At 63.4% G+C, this 15,599-nt stretch carries 9 protein-coding genes; 8 read left to right on the top strand and 1 reads right to left on the bottom strand.

The window, feature by feature from the left end; genetic code table 11:
* Positions 1 to 117: 117 nt before the first annotated feature.
* The gene (locus NP825_RS19440; protein WP_257546738.1) at positions 118 to 1,152 is read right to left on the bottom strand and encodes a LacI family DNA-binding transcriptional regulator; all 1,035 of its coding nucleotides are present in this window, start codon (positions 1,150 to 1,152) and stop codon (positions 118 to 120) included.
* A 291-nt stretch (positions 1,153 to 1,443) separates the two neighbouring features.
* Between NP825_RS19440 and NP825_RS19435 the strand changes: the two genes are divergently transcribed.
* The 8 genes from NP825_RS19435 to NP825_RS19400 all read left to right on the top strand — a co-directional run bounded on the left by NP825_RS19435 (position 1,444) and on the right by NP825_RS19400 (position 15,175).
* Complete coding sequence (locus NP825_RS19435) at positions 1,444 to 4,296, top strand: TonB-dependent receptor (RefSeq protein WP_137869759.1); 2,853 nt, start codon at positions 1,444 to 1,446, stop codon at positions 4,294 to 4,296.
* Positions 4,297 to 4,380: 84 nt separating this feature from the next.
* A complete protein-coding gene (locus tag NP825_RS19430; protein WP_257546733.1) occupies positions 4,381 to 5,877 on the top strand; it encodes a tryptophan halogenase family protein in 1,497 nt (498 codons plus the stop codon).
* A complete protein-coding gene (locus tag NP825_RS19425; RefSeq protein WP_249340270.1) occupies positions 5,874 to 7,676 on the top strand; it encodes an alpha-amylase family glycosyl hydrolase in 1,803 nt (600 codons plus the stop codon). The genes NP825_RS19430 and NP825_RS19425 overlap by 4 nt, the downstream gene beginning before the upstream one ends.
* A gap of 12 nt (positions 7,677 to 7,688) precedes the next feature.
* Complete coding sequence (locus NP825_RS19420; RefSeq protein ID WP_137869761.1) at positions 7,689 to 9,335, top strand: alpha-glucosidase; 1,647 nt, start codon at positions 7,689 to 7,691, stop codon at positions 9,333 to 9,335.
* Entirely contained in the window at positions 9,335 to 11,377 is a 2,043-nt protein-coding gene (locus NP825_RS19415; protein ID WP_257546725.1) for a glycoside hydrolase family 97 protein, read from the top strand. Before NP825_RS19420 ends, NP825_RS19415 begins: the two co-directional genes overlap by 1 nt.
* Complete coding sequence (locus NP825_RS19410) at positions 11,374 to 12,291, top strand: alpha/beta hydrolase (protein ID WP_058457390.1); 918 nt, start codon at positions 11,374 to 11,376, stop codon at positions 12,289 to 12,291. Before NP825_RS19415 ends, NP825_RS19410 begins: the two co-directional genes overlap by 4 nt.
* Positions 12,288 to 13,814 carry a tryptophan halogenase family protein gene (locus NP825_RS19405; protein WP_257546721.1) on the top strand — a complete coding sequence of 509 codons (1,527 nt, stop codon included), beginning with the start codon at positions 12,288 to 12,290 and terminating at the stop codon, positions 13,812 to 13,814. The genes NP825_RS19410 and NP825_RS19405 overlap by 4 nt, the downstream gene beginning before the upstream one ends.
* Positions 13,811 to 15,175: a cation:proton antiporter gene (locus NP825_RS19400; RefSeq protein WP_257546718.1), complete on the top strand. Its 1,365-nt coding sequence runs from the start codon at positions 13,811 to 13,813 to the stop codon at positions 15,173 to 15,175. The genes NP825_RS19405 and NP825_RS19400 overlap by 4 nt, the downstream gene beginning before the upstream one ends.
* The last annotated feature ends 424 nt before the right edge of the window (positions 15,176 to 15,599 follow it).

Here is a 15,599-nt window from a genome sequence, read left to right as displayed (position 1 = left end):
CTCTCCCCATCGGCCGCATGGCGCGCGGCTCTTTAGCCGCGCGATCTTGCAGCAGCGCCCGGCAAGAGCAAGCGGCGGGCGGGGCGATCGGGTCAAGGTATACGAATACTTAGCCGATCAGGGCGATGTGCTTTGCCTGCGGATCAGCCGCGTCGGCAAGATGCATCGCCCTGCGGGCCGACCGTCGATGCGGCCGAGCAGCGCATCGACGAGCAATTCCCCGGCACCCTTCAAGTCCTGCATCACCGTTGTCAGCGTCGGCGACGTCAGGCTGGCCGCGGGGATGTCGTCGAACCCGATCAACGCGACGTCGCGCGGCAGTGCCAAGCCGGCTTCGACGAGCGCGCGCATGGCCCCGATCGCGATCAGGTCGCTGGCGGCAAACAGGGCGTCGAACGGAATGCCCGTGGCGAGGAGCGCGCGCGCGGCTTCATAGCCCGATTGCTCGGAAGAAACGGCAGGCTGCTGCAGCCGCGGATCTGGCGTCAGGCCCGCGGCCGTCATCGCCCGGCAAAGGCCCGCATAGCGATCCTGAAACTCTGGCGCGTGGTTGGATGCCTCGCCCAAGAAGGCGATGGATTTGCGACCTATCTCGATGAAATGCTCGCCTGCCTGAACGCCGGCACCGATATTGTCCGACCCGACCGTCAATCCGATATTGTCGTCGGCGACCGATCCCCAGCGGACAAACTTCGTGTCCATCTCCACCAGATGCTCGAGCTTGGCGCGATAAAGCTGATAGTCGCCATAGCCGAGCAGGATGATGCCGTCAGACCGGTGGCTGTCCTGATAGTCGACGTGCCAGTCGTTATTCATTTGCTGGAAGCTTATCAGAAGATCATAGCCGCGCAGGGCGCACTGCCGGGTTATCGAGCCGAGCATCGAAAGAAAGAAGGGGTTGATCATCGACTCGTCTGGGGTCGGATCCTCGAAGAAGAGGAGCGCGAGCGTGTGGGCGCGCTGCGAGCGGAGGCTCGATGCATTCTTGTCGACGGTATAGTTGAGCTCGCGCGCAATCCGCTCGATGTTGGCGCGGGTGGCGGCACTCACCGATTTGCTGCCGCGCAGCGCGCGCGAGACGGTCGGCTGCGACACGCCGGCCAGATAAGCGATATCGAAACTCGTAGGCTTGGCCGTTGGCGGTCGCCCCATATCCTTCTCCCGGTTCGGTCGGCTTCAGGCCGGCCCGTCCTTGCGTCGAGACTAGCGAGCGCCGGCCGTACTGCCAATGGGTCGAGCCCATCGCGCTGTGACATTTACGCGACAGCGGCTGACGGGCGACGATATGCGTATACGTATACCCTATGGTCGCGCGGCCGATTTGGTCTCAATTGCTGGACCGACGATGGGAACACCCACGCGATGACGAGGATGCCGTGCGGCGCGATCTGCCGCTCCCGAGCCGTTGCGCGAACGACCCCCCATCGCAGCAGGGGAGCCTTTATGCGTAATTCTATCAGCCTCCGCCGCGGCGCCAGCACCGTAGCGCTCGGCTTTGCCTTGACCGCCATGCTTTCGGGCACCGCGATGGCGCAGGACGGCGCCGCCGCGCCCGCCGACGAGGCCGCGTCCGACAGCGACATCGTCGTCACCGGCTACAGCGCCAGCCTCCAGAGCGCCGTCAACGCGAAGAAGAATCGCGACCAGGTGGTCGAATCCATCTCGGCCGAGGATATCGGCAAGCTACCCGACGCGTCGATCGCCGAATCGATCGCGCGCCTGCCCGGCCTGACCTCGCAGCGTGTCTCGGGCCGTTCGAACTCGATTTCGATCCGCGGCTTTGCGCCGGACTTCTCGACGACCTTGCTCAACGGCCGCGAGCAAACCTCGACCGGCGACAATCGGGCGGTCGAGTATGACCAATATCCGTCCGAGGTCGTGAACCAGGTCCTCGTTTACAAGACGCCGATGGCCTCGATCGTCGGACAGGGGCTTTCGGGCACCGTCGACCTGCGCACCATTCGCCCGCTCGACTATGGCAAGCGGGCGATCTCGGTCGGGGTTCGCGGCACATGGGCCGACCTCGGCAAGCTGAACGCGGGTTCGAAGAAATACGGCTACCGTGTGAACGGCGTCTTCGTCGACCAGTTCGCCAACGACACGCTCGGCGTGGCGCTTTCGGCATCCTATGTCGACGAGCCCTACCAGATTCAGGAATTCAACGCCTGGGGTTATGCCGGCGGAGGCACCGCGGCGAGCCCGGTGGTGATCGGCGGCTCCAAAAGCTATGCGACCTCGACCCAGCTCACGCGCCTTGGCCTCCAAGGAACGGTGCAATGGCGGCCCACCCCCAATTTCACCTCGACGTTCGACGCCTTCTACTCAGACTTCAAGGATGACCAGATCAAGCGCGGCATCGAGCTTCCGCTCGGCTTCGACGTCAACAATGATCCCGCCAGCCCCAACGCCACCAAGCTGACGATCACCGATATCGATTCGAGCGGTCAGTTCGTGTTTGCGCGCGCCGGCCGCTTCTCGAACGTCGAGGGCGTCGTGCGCAACGACGTGTTCGAGCGCAATGCAAAGCTCTACAGCTTCGGTTGGAACAACCGCTGGGAAGGCGACGACGGCTGGAATGTCACGGCCGACATCAGCATGTCGAAAACCGACCGCAACGAGCTGATCTTCGAAAGCAATGCCGGCACCGGGCGCGGCGCCGACGTCGGCGCGACCGACACGATCGGTTTCACCAGCGACCGCAACGGGACCATCTTCAGCCCCACCCTCAACTATGGCGACTATAACCTGATCCAGCTGACCAGCCCCCTGGGTTGGGGCGGGGATCAGACGGGCGTCGATGGCGCGCGGATCCGCGGCGGCCAGGACGGCTATTACAACAACCGCATCATCAAGGACGAGCTCTGGCAGTACCGTGTCGAAGTCGAACGCGAGCTTGAGGGCTTCCTCCGCTCGGTGCAATTCGGCGTGAACTATACAGACCGCTCGAAAAGCCTTGTTCCCGACGAGGCGTTCGTGGGTCTGGTCGCGAATACCGACGGTCTGACGAGCGTGACGATTCCCGAGCAATATCGTCTTGGGACGACGAATCTCGCCTACCTCGGGCTCGGGCCCGTCGTCAGCTACGATCCGCGCGAGTTGCTCGCCGGTGGCCTCTACCAGCTCGTGCCGAACCCTTATGGCGACGTGGTGGTGAAGGCCTATGACGTCAGCGAGAAGGTGATGACGACCTATCTCCAGGCGAACATAGACCAAGAACTGGGTTCGTCGGTGCTTACCGGCAACGTCGGTGTACAGGCGATCTTTACGGATCAGAATTCGAACGGCGCCACCGCATCTTTCGCCGGCACCAATCCCAACGGTTCACCCAATATCGTCGGGATCCCGCGGCGCGAGAGCACCGATTATGTCGATGTGCTGCCCAGCCTCAATCTCTCGCTTCGCACCGCGAGTGACTTCGTGATCCGCGCCAGCGTCGCGCGTGAGATTATTCGCCCGCGCCTGGACGACTTGCGTGCGACGCTCAGCTACGGGACGACGATCGGCGACCCGGGCGGCATGGTCTGCCCAACGGGGCGCACCTGCGCCGTCGTTCGCGGCGGTTCGGGCAACCCCGACCTGCGACCGTGGCGCGCCAACGCGGCCGACCTCACCTTCGAGAAATATTTCGGGTCGAAGGGCTATCTTGCCGTCCAGCTCTTCTACAAGGATCTCAAGAGCTACATCTACAATCAGGACATCGCGTTCGACTTCACCGGCTATCCGATCCAGGCGCCGGGGAACGACGGCAACGGGCTGCCGATCATCGTCAATTACATGGGCACGATCAACGCGCCCATCAACGGCAAGGGCGGCAAACTTTACGGTGTCGAACTTGCCGGCACCTTGCCGTTCGGCGAGATCGTATCGGCGCTCGACGGGTTCGGTGTGACCGGCGGCGCCTCCTACACCAAGACCAAGATCGCGCCCACGCCCGGCGCGCCTGCGGAGGATATCCCGGGCTATTCGAAGTGGGTCGCGAACGGTACGGCCTATTTCGAGAAATGGGGATTCAACTCGCGCGTCAGCGCCCGCTACCGCTCGAGCTTCATCGGCGAGGTGTCGGGCTTCGGTGGCGCTCGCGTGCGGCGCCGCGCCCGGCCCGAGACGATTATCGACGCACAGATCGGCTATGACTTCCAGCCGGGCAGTGCGCTCGAGGGCCTCTCGATCTTCGTCCAGGGCCAGAATCTTACCGACGAGCCGTTCGTCACCGATGATCCGCGCGATAGCCGGGCGGTTATCGACTATCAGACATATGGCCGCCGGTTCCTCGCGGGCGCCTCGTTCAAATTCTGAACCCTCCCTGGGTGGGAGCGGCAGGGTCGCGCCGCTCCCATCATTTTGTTGCGCCGCCGGGGCGGCGCTGGTCAAAGGATCGCCATGCGGTTGATGATCATCGGGGGCGGGACGGCAGGCTGGATGGCGGCCGCCTGCCTGCGGCGGTTCCTGCCGCGCGACTGGTCGGTGCGGCTGGTCGAGTCCGATGAAATCGGAACGGTCGGCGTCGGCGAGGCGACGATCCCCCAAATCCGGCTTTTCAACGATGCGCTCGGCATCGACGAAGATGAATTTCTGGCGGCGACGCAGGGAACGATCAAGCTCGGGATCGAGTTTCGCGACTGGACGCGCGTCGGCCATCGCTACATGCACGCTTTCGGGGCGATAGGCCGCGGTCTGGGGCTGGTCGATTTCCACCATTATTGGCTGCGCGCGCGCGCCGCGGGACTGGCCGAAAGTCTGGACCATTATTCGCTGAACGAGCGGGCGGCGCGCGCGCGCCGGATGCAGCGGGGCGCGCCCCGCACATCGCGCTACCTCCTCGAAATGCCCTATGCCTACCACTTCGATGCAGCGCTGTACGCGGCCTTCCTCAGGCGCCGCGCCGAGGCGGGCGGCGTCGAGCGCATCGAAGGCAGGATCGGCGAGGTGCGCCTTGATCCGCAGCGCGGCGACGTCGCCGGCGTGACGCTGGACGACGGACGGCGGTTCGACGGCGATTTCTTTATCGACTGCTCTGGCTTTCGCGGATTGCTGATCGAGGGCGCGCTGGCGAGCGGGTACGAAGATTGGTCGCGCTGGCTGCTTAACGATCGCGCTGTGGCGGTGCCCTGCGCCCACGGTACGGTGCCGCAGCTTCCGTGGACCGGCGCCACGGCACGCGATGCCGGCTGGCAATGGCGCATTCCGCTCCAGCACCGCATCGGCAACGGCTATGTCTATTGCTCGGCGCATATCGGCGACGATGCTGCCCTGGATACGCTGCTCTCCGATCTCGACGGCGCGGCGCAGGCGGAGCCCAACCAGCTGCGTTTCGTCAGCGGCAAGCGACGGCGGATGTGGAACCGCAATGTCGTGGCGCTCGGCCTTGCGAGCGGTTTCATGGAACCGCTGGAATCGACGAGCATCCACCTTGTTCAGGCTGGAATTTCGCGGCTCGTCAAAATGCTCCCGTCAGGCGCCGCCGACCCTGCGGTCGCCGCGGAATTCAATCGGCAGAGCGACTTCGAATGGGAGCGTATCCGCGATTTCATCATTCTTCATTTCAAGGCGACCGAGCGGCGGGACACGCCCTATTGGCGGGACCGGGCGGAAATGGACGTTCCCGACACCCTTGCAGCCAAAATCGACCTCTTCCGCGCGCAAGGCCTGATCTTCCGCGAACATGAAGAGCTTTTCACCGAATCGGGATGGCTGCAGGTGCTGGTCGGACAAGCGGTCGAGCCCCTGCGCTGGCATCCGCTTGCCGACAGTCTCGAACCGGCCGAGCTAGCGCAATTTATAGCCGGCATCTCGCTGACGATCGAGCGCGAAGTCGCGCAGATGGAAAATTACGACGCCTTCCTTGCCGCGGCGCGTCCCGCAGGAGTTGCTGCATGATCCGTTGGTTCGTTCCGCTCGCGATGCTTGTCGCTTCGCTTCCCGCACCGGCGGCTGCGGAAGATGCGCGCTCGCGTCCCGTCTCCGACGACATCATCTATTTCGTGCTGCCCGACCGTTTCGAAAATGGCGACCGGTCGAACGATCGCGGCGGGCTGAAAGGCGATCGTCTTGCGACCGGTTATGATCCGACCGCGAAGGGATTTTATCATGGCGGCGATCTTGCCGGGCTTACGCGACGGCTCGATTATATCGAGGGTCTCGGCGCCACCGCGATCTGGTTCGCGCCGATTTTCCGCAACAAGCCGGTGCAGGGACCGAAAGGCGACGAAAGCGCTGGTTATCATGGCTATTGGGTCACCGATTTCACGAGCGTAGACCCGCATTTCGGCTCCAATGCCGAGTTCAAAGCCTTCGTCGACGCCGCTCATGCGCGCGGGATGAAGGTCTATATGGACATTATCACCAACCACACGGCCGATGTTATCCAGTATCGCGATGGCGATGCGTCGAGCTATCGTTACCGCAGCCTCGCCGACTATCCCTTTGCGCGGCGTGGAGGGGTCGACGGACCGGCGATTAATCCCGGTTTCGCAGGTGACCGCGATCCGAGCCCCGATAACTGGTCGAAGCTCGTGGACCCCTCTTTCGCCTATCAGCCGTTCGTCCCGAAGGGCGAGGAACACAGCAAGGCCCCCGCGTGGCTCAACGATCCGGTCTATTATCATAATCGTGGCAACAGCGACTGGGTCGGCGAGTCCGCCCTCTACGGTGATTTTGCAGGACTCGACGATCTGGCGACCGAGAATCCCGAAGTCATTAAGGGCTTTATCGAAATATACGGACGGTGGATCGACGAGTTCGGCATCGACGGCTTTCGCATCGATACCGCCAAGCATGTGAACCCGGAATTCTGGCAAGCCTTCGTCCCCGCGATGCAGGCGCGTGCGCGGGCCCGCGGAATTCCCAATTTCCATATCTTCGGGGAAATTTACATCGACGCGCTCGATCCCGGTGCGCTGGCGGCCTATACGCATTCCGCCGGACTTCCCGCGGTGCTCGATTTCGCCTTCGCCCGGGCCGCGATCGACGCGGCGAGCGGAACGAAGGGGACCGACCAATTTGCCCGCCTGTTCGACGGCGACATCCTCTACAAGGGCGGCGCGCGCGCCGCGCTGACATTGCCGACCTTCCTCGGCAATCATGACATGGGCCGTGTCGCGACCTTCGTGAAACAGGCGAACCCCGAAGCGGACGAGGCAGAGCTTCTGGCCCGCGTCAAGCTCGCGCACAGCATGCTACTCACCCTGCGTGGCATCCCCACCATCTACTATGGCGACGAGCAGGGCTTCCTGTCGGACGGCAACGACCAGCTCGCGCGCGAAGACATGTTCGCCTCGAAAGTCGCCGTCTACAACGATAATGATCTCGTCGGCAGCAACGCCACGACCGCGACCGCGAACTTCGACGCCAGCCATCCGCTGTATCGCCATATCGCGACGCTCAGTGCTATTCGCCGGCACACACCGGCGCTCATGCGCGGATCCACGACGGTGCGGGCCTTCTCGGACAAGGGCGGTCTGTTAGCCGTGTCGCGCTTCGATCCCGACACCGGCCGCGAGGTCGTGCTCGCCTTCAATACGTCTACAACGCAATTGTCCGCTAACATCGCGGTGGATATGAAAAGCCGGGCCTTCGAGGCGCTTTCAGGCAATTGTCCGGCAGCCTCCGCCGCGCCCGGCACCCTTGCCATCACCGTCCCGGCCTTCGGCACCTTGATCTGCCAGGCCGGCGAATAAGCGAAAACAACAGTGACGATAAACCAGCCCCTCGCAAAAGACCCGCATAGCTGTACCGAAGCCTCTCCGCCTTGGTGGAAGGGTGCCGTCATATATCAGGTCTATCCGCGTAGCTTCGCCGATTCGAACGGCGACGGGGTTGGGGACCTTGCCGGCATTACTGCCCGGCTCGACTATATCGCGTCCCTCGGTGTCGATGCGATCTGGCTTTCTCCCTTCTACCCTTCGCCGATGGACGACTTCGGATATGATATTTCCGACTATCGCGGCGTCGATCCGATTTTCGGGACTCTCGACGATTTCGATGCACTCATCGCCCGCGCGCACGCGCTTGGTCTGAAGGTAACCACCGACCTGGTTTTTGCCCACACGTCGGATCGCCATGCCTGGTTCGCCGAAAGCCGCACGAGCCGCGAGAATTCGAAGGCCGACTGGTATGTTTGGGCGGACGCGCGGCCCGACGGTACGCCGCCGACCAATTGGCAGTCGGTGTTCGGGGGCCCCGCCTGGACGTGGGACGCGCGCCGCGGCCAATATTATCTCCATAATTTCCTAGGCTCGCAGCCGCAGCTCAACGGGCATAACCCCGACGTGCAACAGGCCCTGCTCGACGTCGTGCAATTCTGGCTCGACCGGGGGGTCGACGGCTTTCGTATCGACGCGATCAATTTCGCGATGCACGATCCCGAACTTCGCGACAATCCGCCGGCGGCGCCCTCGAACAAGGTCCGGACGCGGCCCTTCGATTTCCAGCAAAAAATCTACAACCAGTCGCACCCCGACATCCCGTTGTTTCTCGAACGGATTCGGGCGCTTACCGATCGCTATGCCGACAGGTTCACTGTTGCGGAGGTCGGCGGCGACGACGCGGTGCGCGAGATGCGGCAGTTTACCGCCGGCGGGCACCGGCTCAACAGCGCCTATGGCTTCGATTTCCTCTATGCGGACCAGCTGACCCCGAAGCTCGTTCGCGAGGCGGCGGAGCAATGGCCCGATGCGCCCGGGACCGGCTGGCCAAGCTGGGCCTTCGAAAATCACGATGCGCCGCGAGCTCTCTCCCGCTGGACTCCGCCCGGCGCCGACCGCGCGGCCTATGCACGAATGAAGATGGCGCTGCTTTGTGCGCTGCGCGGCAACATCATCATTTACAACGGCGAGGAATTGGGACTGGACCAGGTCGACATACCTTTCGAACTGATCAAGGATCCCGAGGCTCTCAAGAATTGGCCGCTTACCTTGTCGCGCGACGGCGCGCGCACGCCGCTCCCGTGGGAGGGCGGCACGGCCCATGCGGGCTTTTCCAGCGCTGAGCCTTGGTTGCCGCTGGGCGCGGCACATGCGGCGCTCGCGGTCGACCGGCAAGAGGATGATCCGGCCTCGCTGCTGCATCTGACGCGTCGACTTGTGGCGCTGCGCGCCGGGTACCCGGCCCTCCGCGCGGGCGATAACCGGAACTGGATAACCGAGGGCGATCTGCTCGCCTTTGACCGAATTGCCAGGGACGATCACCTTCGCTGCCTCTTCAATCTTGGAAATGGAACAATCGACATTTCCGGGCACGCGGGTGTCGGCACGCCGGTCGTGGCGCTCAACGGAGCCACCATCGATTGTCTGCCGCCCTGCGGCGCGCTCTGGCTGAACGTCCAAGGAGATATGTGATGCGCCGTCTGGCTCTGGCCGCCTTTGTTTCGTTCGCCCCGGTTCCCCTCCTCGCCCAGCCGGCGCCGGCGACGCAAACCGCCACCTCGCCCGACGGCAGCATCGTTCTGACGGTGTCCACCGACGGCGACCAGCGACCGACATGGTCGCTGTCGCGGCGGGGCAAGCTGCTCATCGCGCCCTCGAAACTCGGGTTCATCCTGACGGACGGCATCGGATTGCAACGCGGCTTCTCGATCGTCGACAGCGAGCGCAAGCGTTCCGATACGCGTTGGGAGCAACCGTGGGGCGAACGCCGCTTCATCCGCGATGTGCACAACGAACTGCTGGTCCGGTTCCGGCAAGACGAGAGCTGGGGCGGCCACGCGATGAACCTTCGCTTCCGGCTTTTCGACGACGGCATCGGCTTCCGCTACGAGTTGCCCGAACAACCCGGCTTCAAGACAGCGCATATCGCCGACGAATTCACCGAGTTCGACATCGTACCCCAAGGGACGGCCTGGTGGATTACCGGCGGCGAATGGAACCGCTATGAGCAGGTCTACCAGAAAACGCCGATCGACGCCGTCGCCACGGCGCACACGCCGTTGACCATGCGCCTCGACGACGGGACGCATCTCGCCTTTCACGAGGCCGCGCTGGTCGACTATGCGGGCATGTGGCTCAAGCGCGCTGAAGGGCAGAAGTTTCGCGCCACCCTGTCGCCGTCGTCGCGCGGACCGCGCGTCACGCGCGATCTGCCCTTCGCGACGCCATGGCGGACGATCAGGATCGCGGATTCGGCGGCGGGTCTCGTCGAAAACGACCTCGAACTCAACCTGAACGAGCCGAACAAGCTCGGGGACGTCAGTTGGGTGAAGCCGATGAAATATGTCGGAATCTGGTGGGGCATGATCCGTGGGGACTGGAGCTGGGCCGAGGGGCCGAAGCATGGTGCGACGACCCAGAGAACCAAGGACTATATCGATTTTGCCGCGAAACACGGGTTCGGCGGGGTTCTGGTGGAAGGCTGGAACAAGGGCTGGGACGGAAACTGGTTCGGCCATGGCGACAAATTCAGCTTTACCCAGCCGACCGCGGATTTCGACCTCGCGGCGGTGACCGATTATGCGAAGCGCAAGGGCGTGACGCTGATCGGTCATCACGAGACGGGCGGAAACATAGCCGTTTATGAGGCGCAGCTCGAAGATGCGATGAGGCTGTATGGAAGGCTTGGCGTCAAAGCCGTCAAGACCGGTTATGTTGCCGACGCGGGCGGGATCATCGCACCCGGCGATGCGCCTGGCGAAACCCGCATGGAGTGGCACGACGGCCAGCGGCAGGTCGAACATCATCTCAAGGTCGTCGAGACGGCGGCCCGGTACAAGATCGCGGTCAACCCTCACGAACCCGTGAAGGACACCGGCCTTCGCCGCACGTACCCGAACTGGGTCGCGCGCGAAGGTGCGCGAGGCATGGAATATAACGCCTGGGGCGCCTTCGCCAACGGCCCCGATCACGAGCCGACGCTGGTGTACACGCGCATGCTATCCGGACCGATGGATTTCACCCCCGGCGTGCTCAGCCTCGAGGGCGCAAACAAGGCGCCGCTGGCCTCGACGCTTGCGAAGCAGCTTGGGCTCTACCTTGCGATATATTCTCCCATCCAGATGGCCGCGGACTTCATCGAAAACCTCGAGGCGCATCCGCGCGAACTCGACTTCATTTCCAAAGTCCCTGCCGATTGGTCCGAGAGCAAATTGATTGCCGGAGAAGTCGGCGACTATGCGATCTTTGCCCGCAAGGACCGCGCAAGCGCCGACTGGTATGTCGGCGGCGTCAACGATGCGACCGAGCGGACGCTGTCGCTGCGGTTCGACTTCCTCGATCCCGGCAAGACCTATACGGCAACCATCTACAAGGATGGCGAAGGCGCAACCTATCTCACCGACGCCCGGCACCGCATCGCCTATGACAATATCCGGGTGAAAAAGGGCGACACGTACCGCCTGTGGCTCGCTCCGGGCGGGGGAGCGGCCATGCGCCTGCATCCCGGACGATGACGATCCGGCGGCACCTGGTGGCGGCGCTGATGGCGCTGTGGGCGCTGCTCGCCCTGCCTGCCGAAGCCGCCGATCGCGGCCGTCTTCTCCAATATGATCATGTCTTCGCTGCCGGATTGCCCGAGCAACGCCTGACGATCTGGCTGCCACCCGGCTACGACAAGGGCGTCCGTCGCTATCCGGTCGTCTATATGCACGATGGCCATAATCTCTTCGATCGGGCGTCGTCGAACTTCGGGAAGATATGGGAGGCGGACCGCGCCATGCTGGCGGCCATGAAGCGAGGAGCCGAGCCGCATATCATCGTCGGTATCTGGGCGCCGGGCGTGGATCGCTATCGCCAGTATCTTCCGGCGAGCGCGTACCGGCTCGCGGCGCCCGATATTGCCGCTTCTATGGCGGCGGCGGCGGGCGGTCCGATTCTGTCGGACGCCTATCTCGACTGGCTTGCGGGGCCTCTGAAATCATGGGTCGACGCGACGCTGCGGACTCGTCCGGGGCGCAACGACACCGTGATCATGGGATCGAGCATGGGCGGCCTCATGAGCTGCTATGCCTTTCTCGAACGTCCGGCGGTCTATGGCCGCGCGGCATGCGTCAGCTCGCATTGGCCGGCGGTCGCGCCCGGCGCCGTGGGCGACGCGGACCCTCGGCTGATCGCGCTCTGGGATGGTTGGTTCGCGGCACGCCTTGGCCCACCCGACGGGCGACGTCTCTGGATGGACCATGGCACGGCCACGCTCGATGCCCACTATGCGCCATATCAGCAAGCGATCGACGCGCGCCTCGCCGCCAGCGGATGGGAGCGGGGACGGGAATGGCAAAGTCGCGTCTATGATGGCGCACCGCATGACGAAAATGCGTGGGCAGCCCGTCTCCCGGAAATTTTCCTCTTTCTCATGGCGCCGCGATGAGCCCATCCGCCGAGGAACTGCTTCATATCGTCATTCTCGGCGGGGGTAGCGCCGGGTGGATGACGGCGGCGCTGTTTGCACATCTCTGGCGTGACAGCCCGATCCGGATTTCGGTCGTCGAGTCCCCCGACATCGGAATCATCGGGGTGGGTGAGGGGTCGACACCGCAGCTCAAGGCCTTTTTCGACGGCCTTGGCATAGCCGAAGCCGAATGGATGCCCGCGTGCGACGCCACCTACAAGCTCGGGATAGCGTTCGAGGGCTGGTCGGCGGGTGGCCAGGAGTCGGGCTATTTCCACCCCTTCCCGGGAACGCTCGACGTGCATACCCAGGCCGAGTTTTTCCGCAACGCCGCGTTACGGCGGACCGGCGTCGACGTCCCGGCAAATCCGGACCGCTTTTACCTTGCCGGGCGGGTCGCCGCTCGCGGAGGGGGACCGCATGGCGGCGAATCCTTCCCGTTCGATCTCGCCTACGGCTATCATTTCGACGCCTATAAGCTCGGCGCGTTTCTCCGCGATCACGCGGTATCGCAGGGCGTGACGCATCTTGCGCGGAAGGTGGTTAGCGTCGACGTCGGGGCCGACGGCAATGTGCGATCGCTGGGGCTGGAGGGCGGCGAGGCACTGGCGGCGGATTTTTTCGTCGACTGCAGTGGTTTCGGGGGGCTGATCGCCGGACAGGCGCTCGGCGCGCGCTTTCTGCCATTTGCGGAAAATCTTTTCAACGACCGGGCCGTCGTCATGCCGACGGCGCATGACGAAAGGGGCCCGGTCGTCACGGCTACGAAGAGCATCGCGATGACGGCCGGGTGGCGCTGGGCCATCCCGCTGACCACGCGGATCGGAAACGGCTATGTCTATTCAAGCCGCTATCTTGACCGCGATCAGGCCGAACGCGAGCTCAGAATTGCGCTTGGGCTAACCGATGCGGATGGTCCGGCGAGACATCTGGAGATGAAGGTCGGACGGCTCGAACATAGTTGGACGGCCAATTGCCTTGCGATGGGTTTGGCGCAGGGTTTCATCGAGCCGCTGGAGGCGACCGCGCTCCACATCGTCATCGCGACCGCACAAGAGTTCATCACGGCCTTCGAAGGCGGAGGCTTCACCCCCAGGCACCGCGACATTTTCAACGCCCGGATCGCGGCGCGCTATGAGGGCGTTCGCGACTATATCGTTGCGCATTACCGGATGAACCAGCGCGACGCCGATCGGGGCTACTGGCGCGATGCCGCCGGACTCGAGACTTTGTCGGACAATCTTAAGGCGATGATCACGGCCTGGTTCACGGGTGCCGATATTGGCGAAGCGATCGAAGATCTCCGCATCGGCGCCTTTTACCCGAATATCAGCTGGCATTGCCTGTTCGCCGGATATGGTGTTTTCCCGTCCAATGCCGCCATGCGATCACCCGTCACGACCGACCGCCCCGCCGATCTTGCCGCAATCGACCGCTTTCTGTCCCGAGCGGAGCTAAATTTCGTCCCGCCCACTTTTCCCGTCGCGGCCCGGCGACCGTGACGCGCGAACTCGTCGAAGATTTCGCGCGCGCGATCGGCGATGCGCTTGGTGCGCACGGCCCTGCTGTGGAGGCAGCACGAAGCTACACGCCGGGGGACTACAGCATCCATTTCTTCCTGCAGATTGCGGTGATCCTGCTCGTCTGCCGGATCACCGGCTGGGCGGCGAAGAAATGGTTCGGCCAGCCGCAGGTCGTCGGCGAGATGATCGCTGGCGTGCTGCTCGGCCCCTCGCTCCTCGGGCTTTTCTTCCCCGATTTTCAGGCCGTGTTGTTCCCGAAAGAGACGCGCAACATCCTCTATGTCGTCGCGCAGTTCGGGGTCGGGTTATATATGTTCATCGTCGGGACGACGCTCCGTCTTGACCATTTTCAGTCGAAGGCGCGAAGCGCCGCGGGCGTGTCGGCCGCGGGGATCATCGTGCCCTTCCTCTTTGCCTTTGCGATCACGCCATATCTTCTGACCATTTCGGGCCTCTTTTTGCCGGGAATAGGTCCGGTGAGCGCAACGCTGTTCATGGGCGCCTGCATCGCACTCACCGCGTTTCCGATGCTCGCGCGGATCATCAACGAGCGCGGACTTGCGAACACATCGCTCGGGACGCTGTCGCTGACGGCCGGCGCGTTCGACGATGCGGTGTCGTGGTGTGTGCTCGCGATCGTGCTCGCGACCTTCGGCGGAGGACCGGGTGTCGCGCTGCTCGCGATCTTCGGGGGCGGCGCTTATGTCGCGTTCATGCTGCTCGCGGGCCGCCGCCTGTTCATGCTGTTGGGCCGCGCGGTCGAGGCGAAGGGCGAGCTGACGCACACGCTCTTTGCAGTCGTGCTGATCCTTTACGCGCTATCGGCCTTCGTCATGGACACCGCAGGCATCCACGCGGTGTTTGGCGGCTTCCTGCTTGGCGTCTGCATGCCGCGCGGGCTATTCGCCGAGGAAATCCGTCGCAAGATCGAGCCGATGACGGTCGTGCTGCTGTTGCCGATGTTTTTCACTTATTCGGGGCTCAATACGCGGCTCGACATGGTAAATGACTGGAAGTTGCTGGCGGTCGCGCTCGGTATTCTCGCGGTGTCCATCGCGGCGAAGTTCGGCGCTTGCTGGCTCGCTGCACGGCTGGCGGGCGAGAACAACCGCACCGCGCTTGGCATCGGCGCGCTGATGAATGCACGAGGGCTGATGGAGCTGATTATCAGCAACATCGGGTTGCAAAAGGGTATCATCGGCCCGACGCTGTTCGCGATGATGGTGCTCATGGCAATCGCGACGACCGTGATGGCGGGGCCGCTCTTCGAACTCGTCTATGGCCGCAAGGCGCGCGAGCGCGGCGAGCTCGCCTCGCTCGGCGGAAGCACGACAGGATAAGCAGGTTGCAATCGGGGAATGCCAGCCGCGCTAGCTCGGCATAGTGCGGATGCGGTGAAACAGCCGTTCCGTGAGAGGCCGATCGCAAACGATTTATGAATTCCTTGCTACCAAATGCGGAGCGCCGCGGCTTGATACCGTGTCGATCGAGCCGCCATTGGTCGTTGCGCTGGCATCGACCGGAATGCTGGCAGCTTTTGAGCTACCTCCCCCCCCACCATCTGATTAACCGACTATAATTGCCGTTGCCGTTGCCGGCCTTGGCTGTTCCAATGTCGGGTAGTTGGGCAATCACTTAAGAGGTTTCCTGGACGGCCATTTTGACCGCTTTGTCGACGTAAATGTAATTCTGGATATCCGCCTCACGAGCTAACGCAACCAAATGTCTGCTTGTTGAGATCTGCGTCCCGGAAGCGGCCTGACA

It is taken from the genome of Sphingopyxis sp. DBS4, from assembly GCF_024628865.1.
Classification (GTDB): Bacteria; Pseudomonadota; Alphaproteobacteria; order Sphingomonadales; family Sphingomonadaceae; genus Sphingopyxis.
Note: the sequence above shows the minus strand (reverse complement) of the source record. Positions and strands in the feature narration are given on the sequence as shown.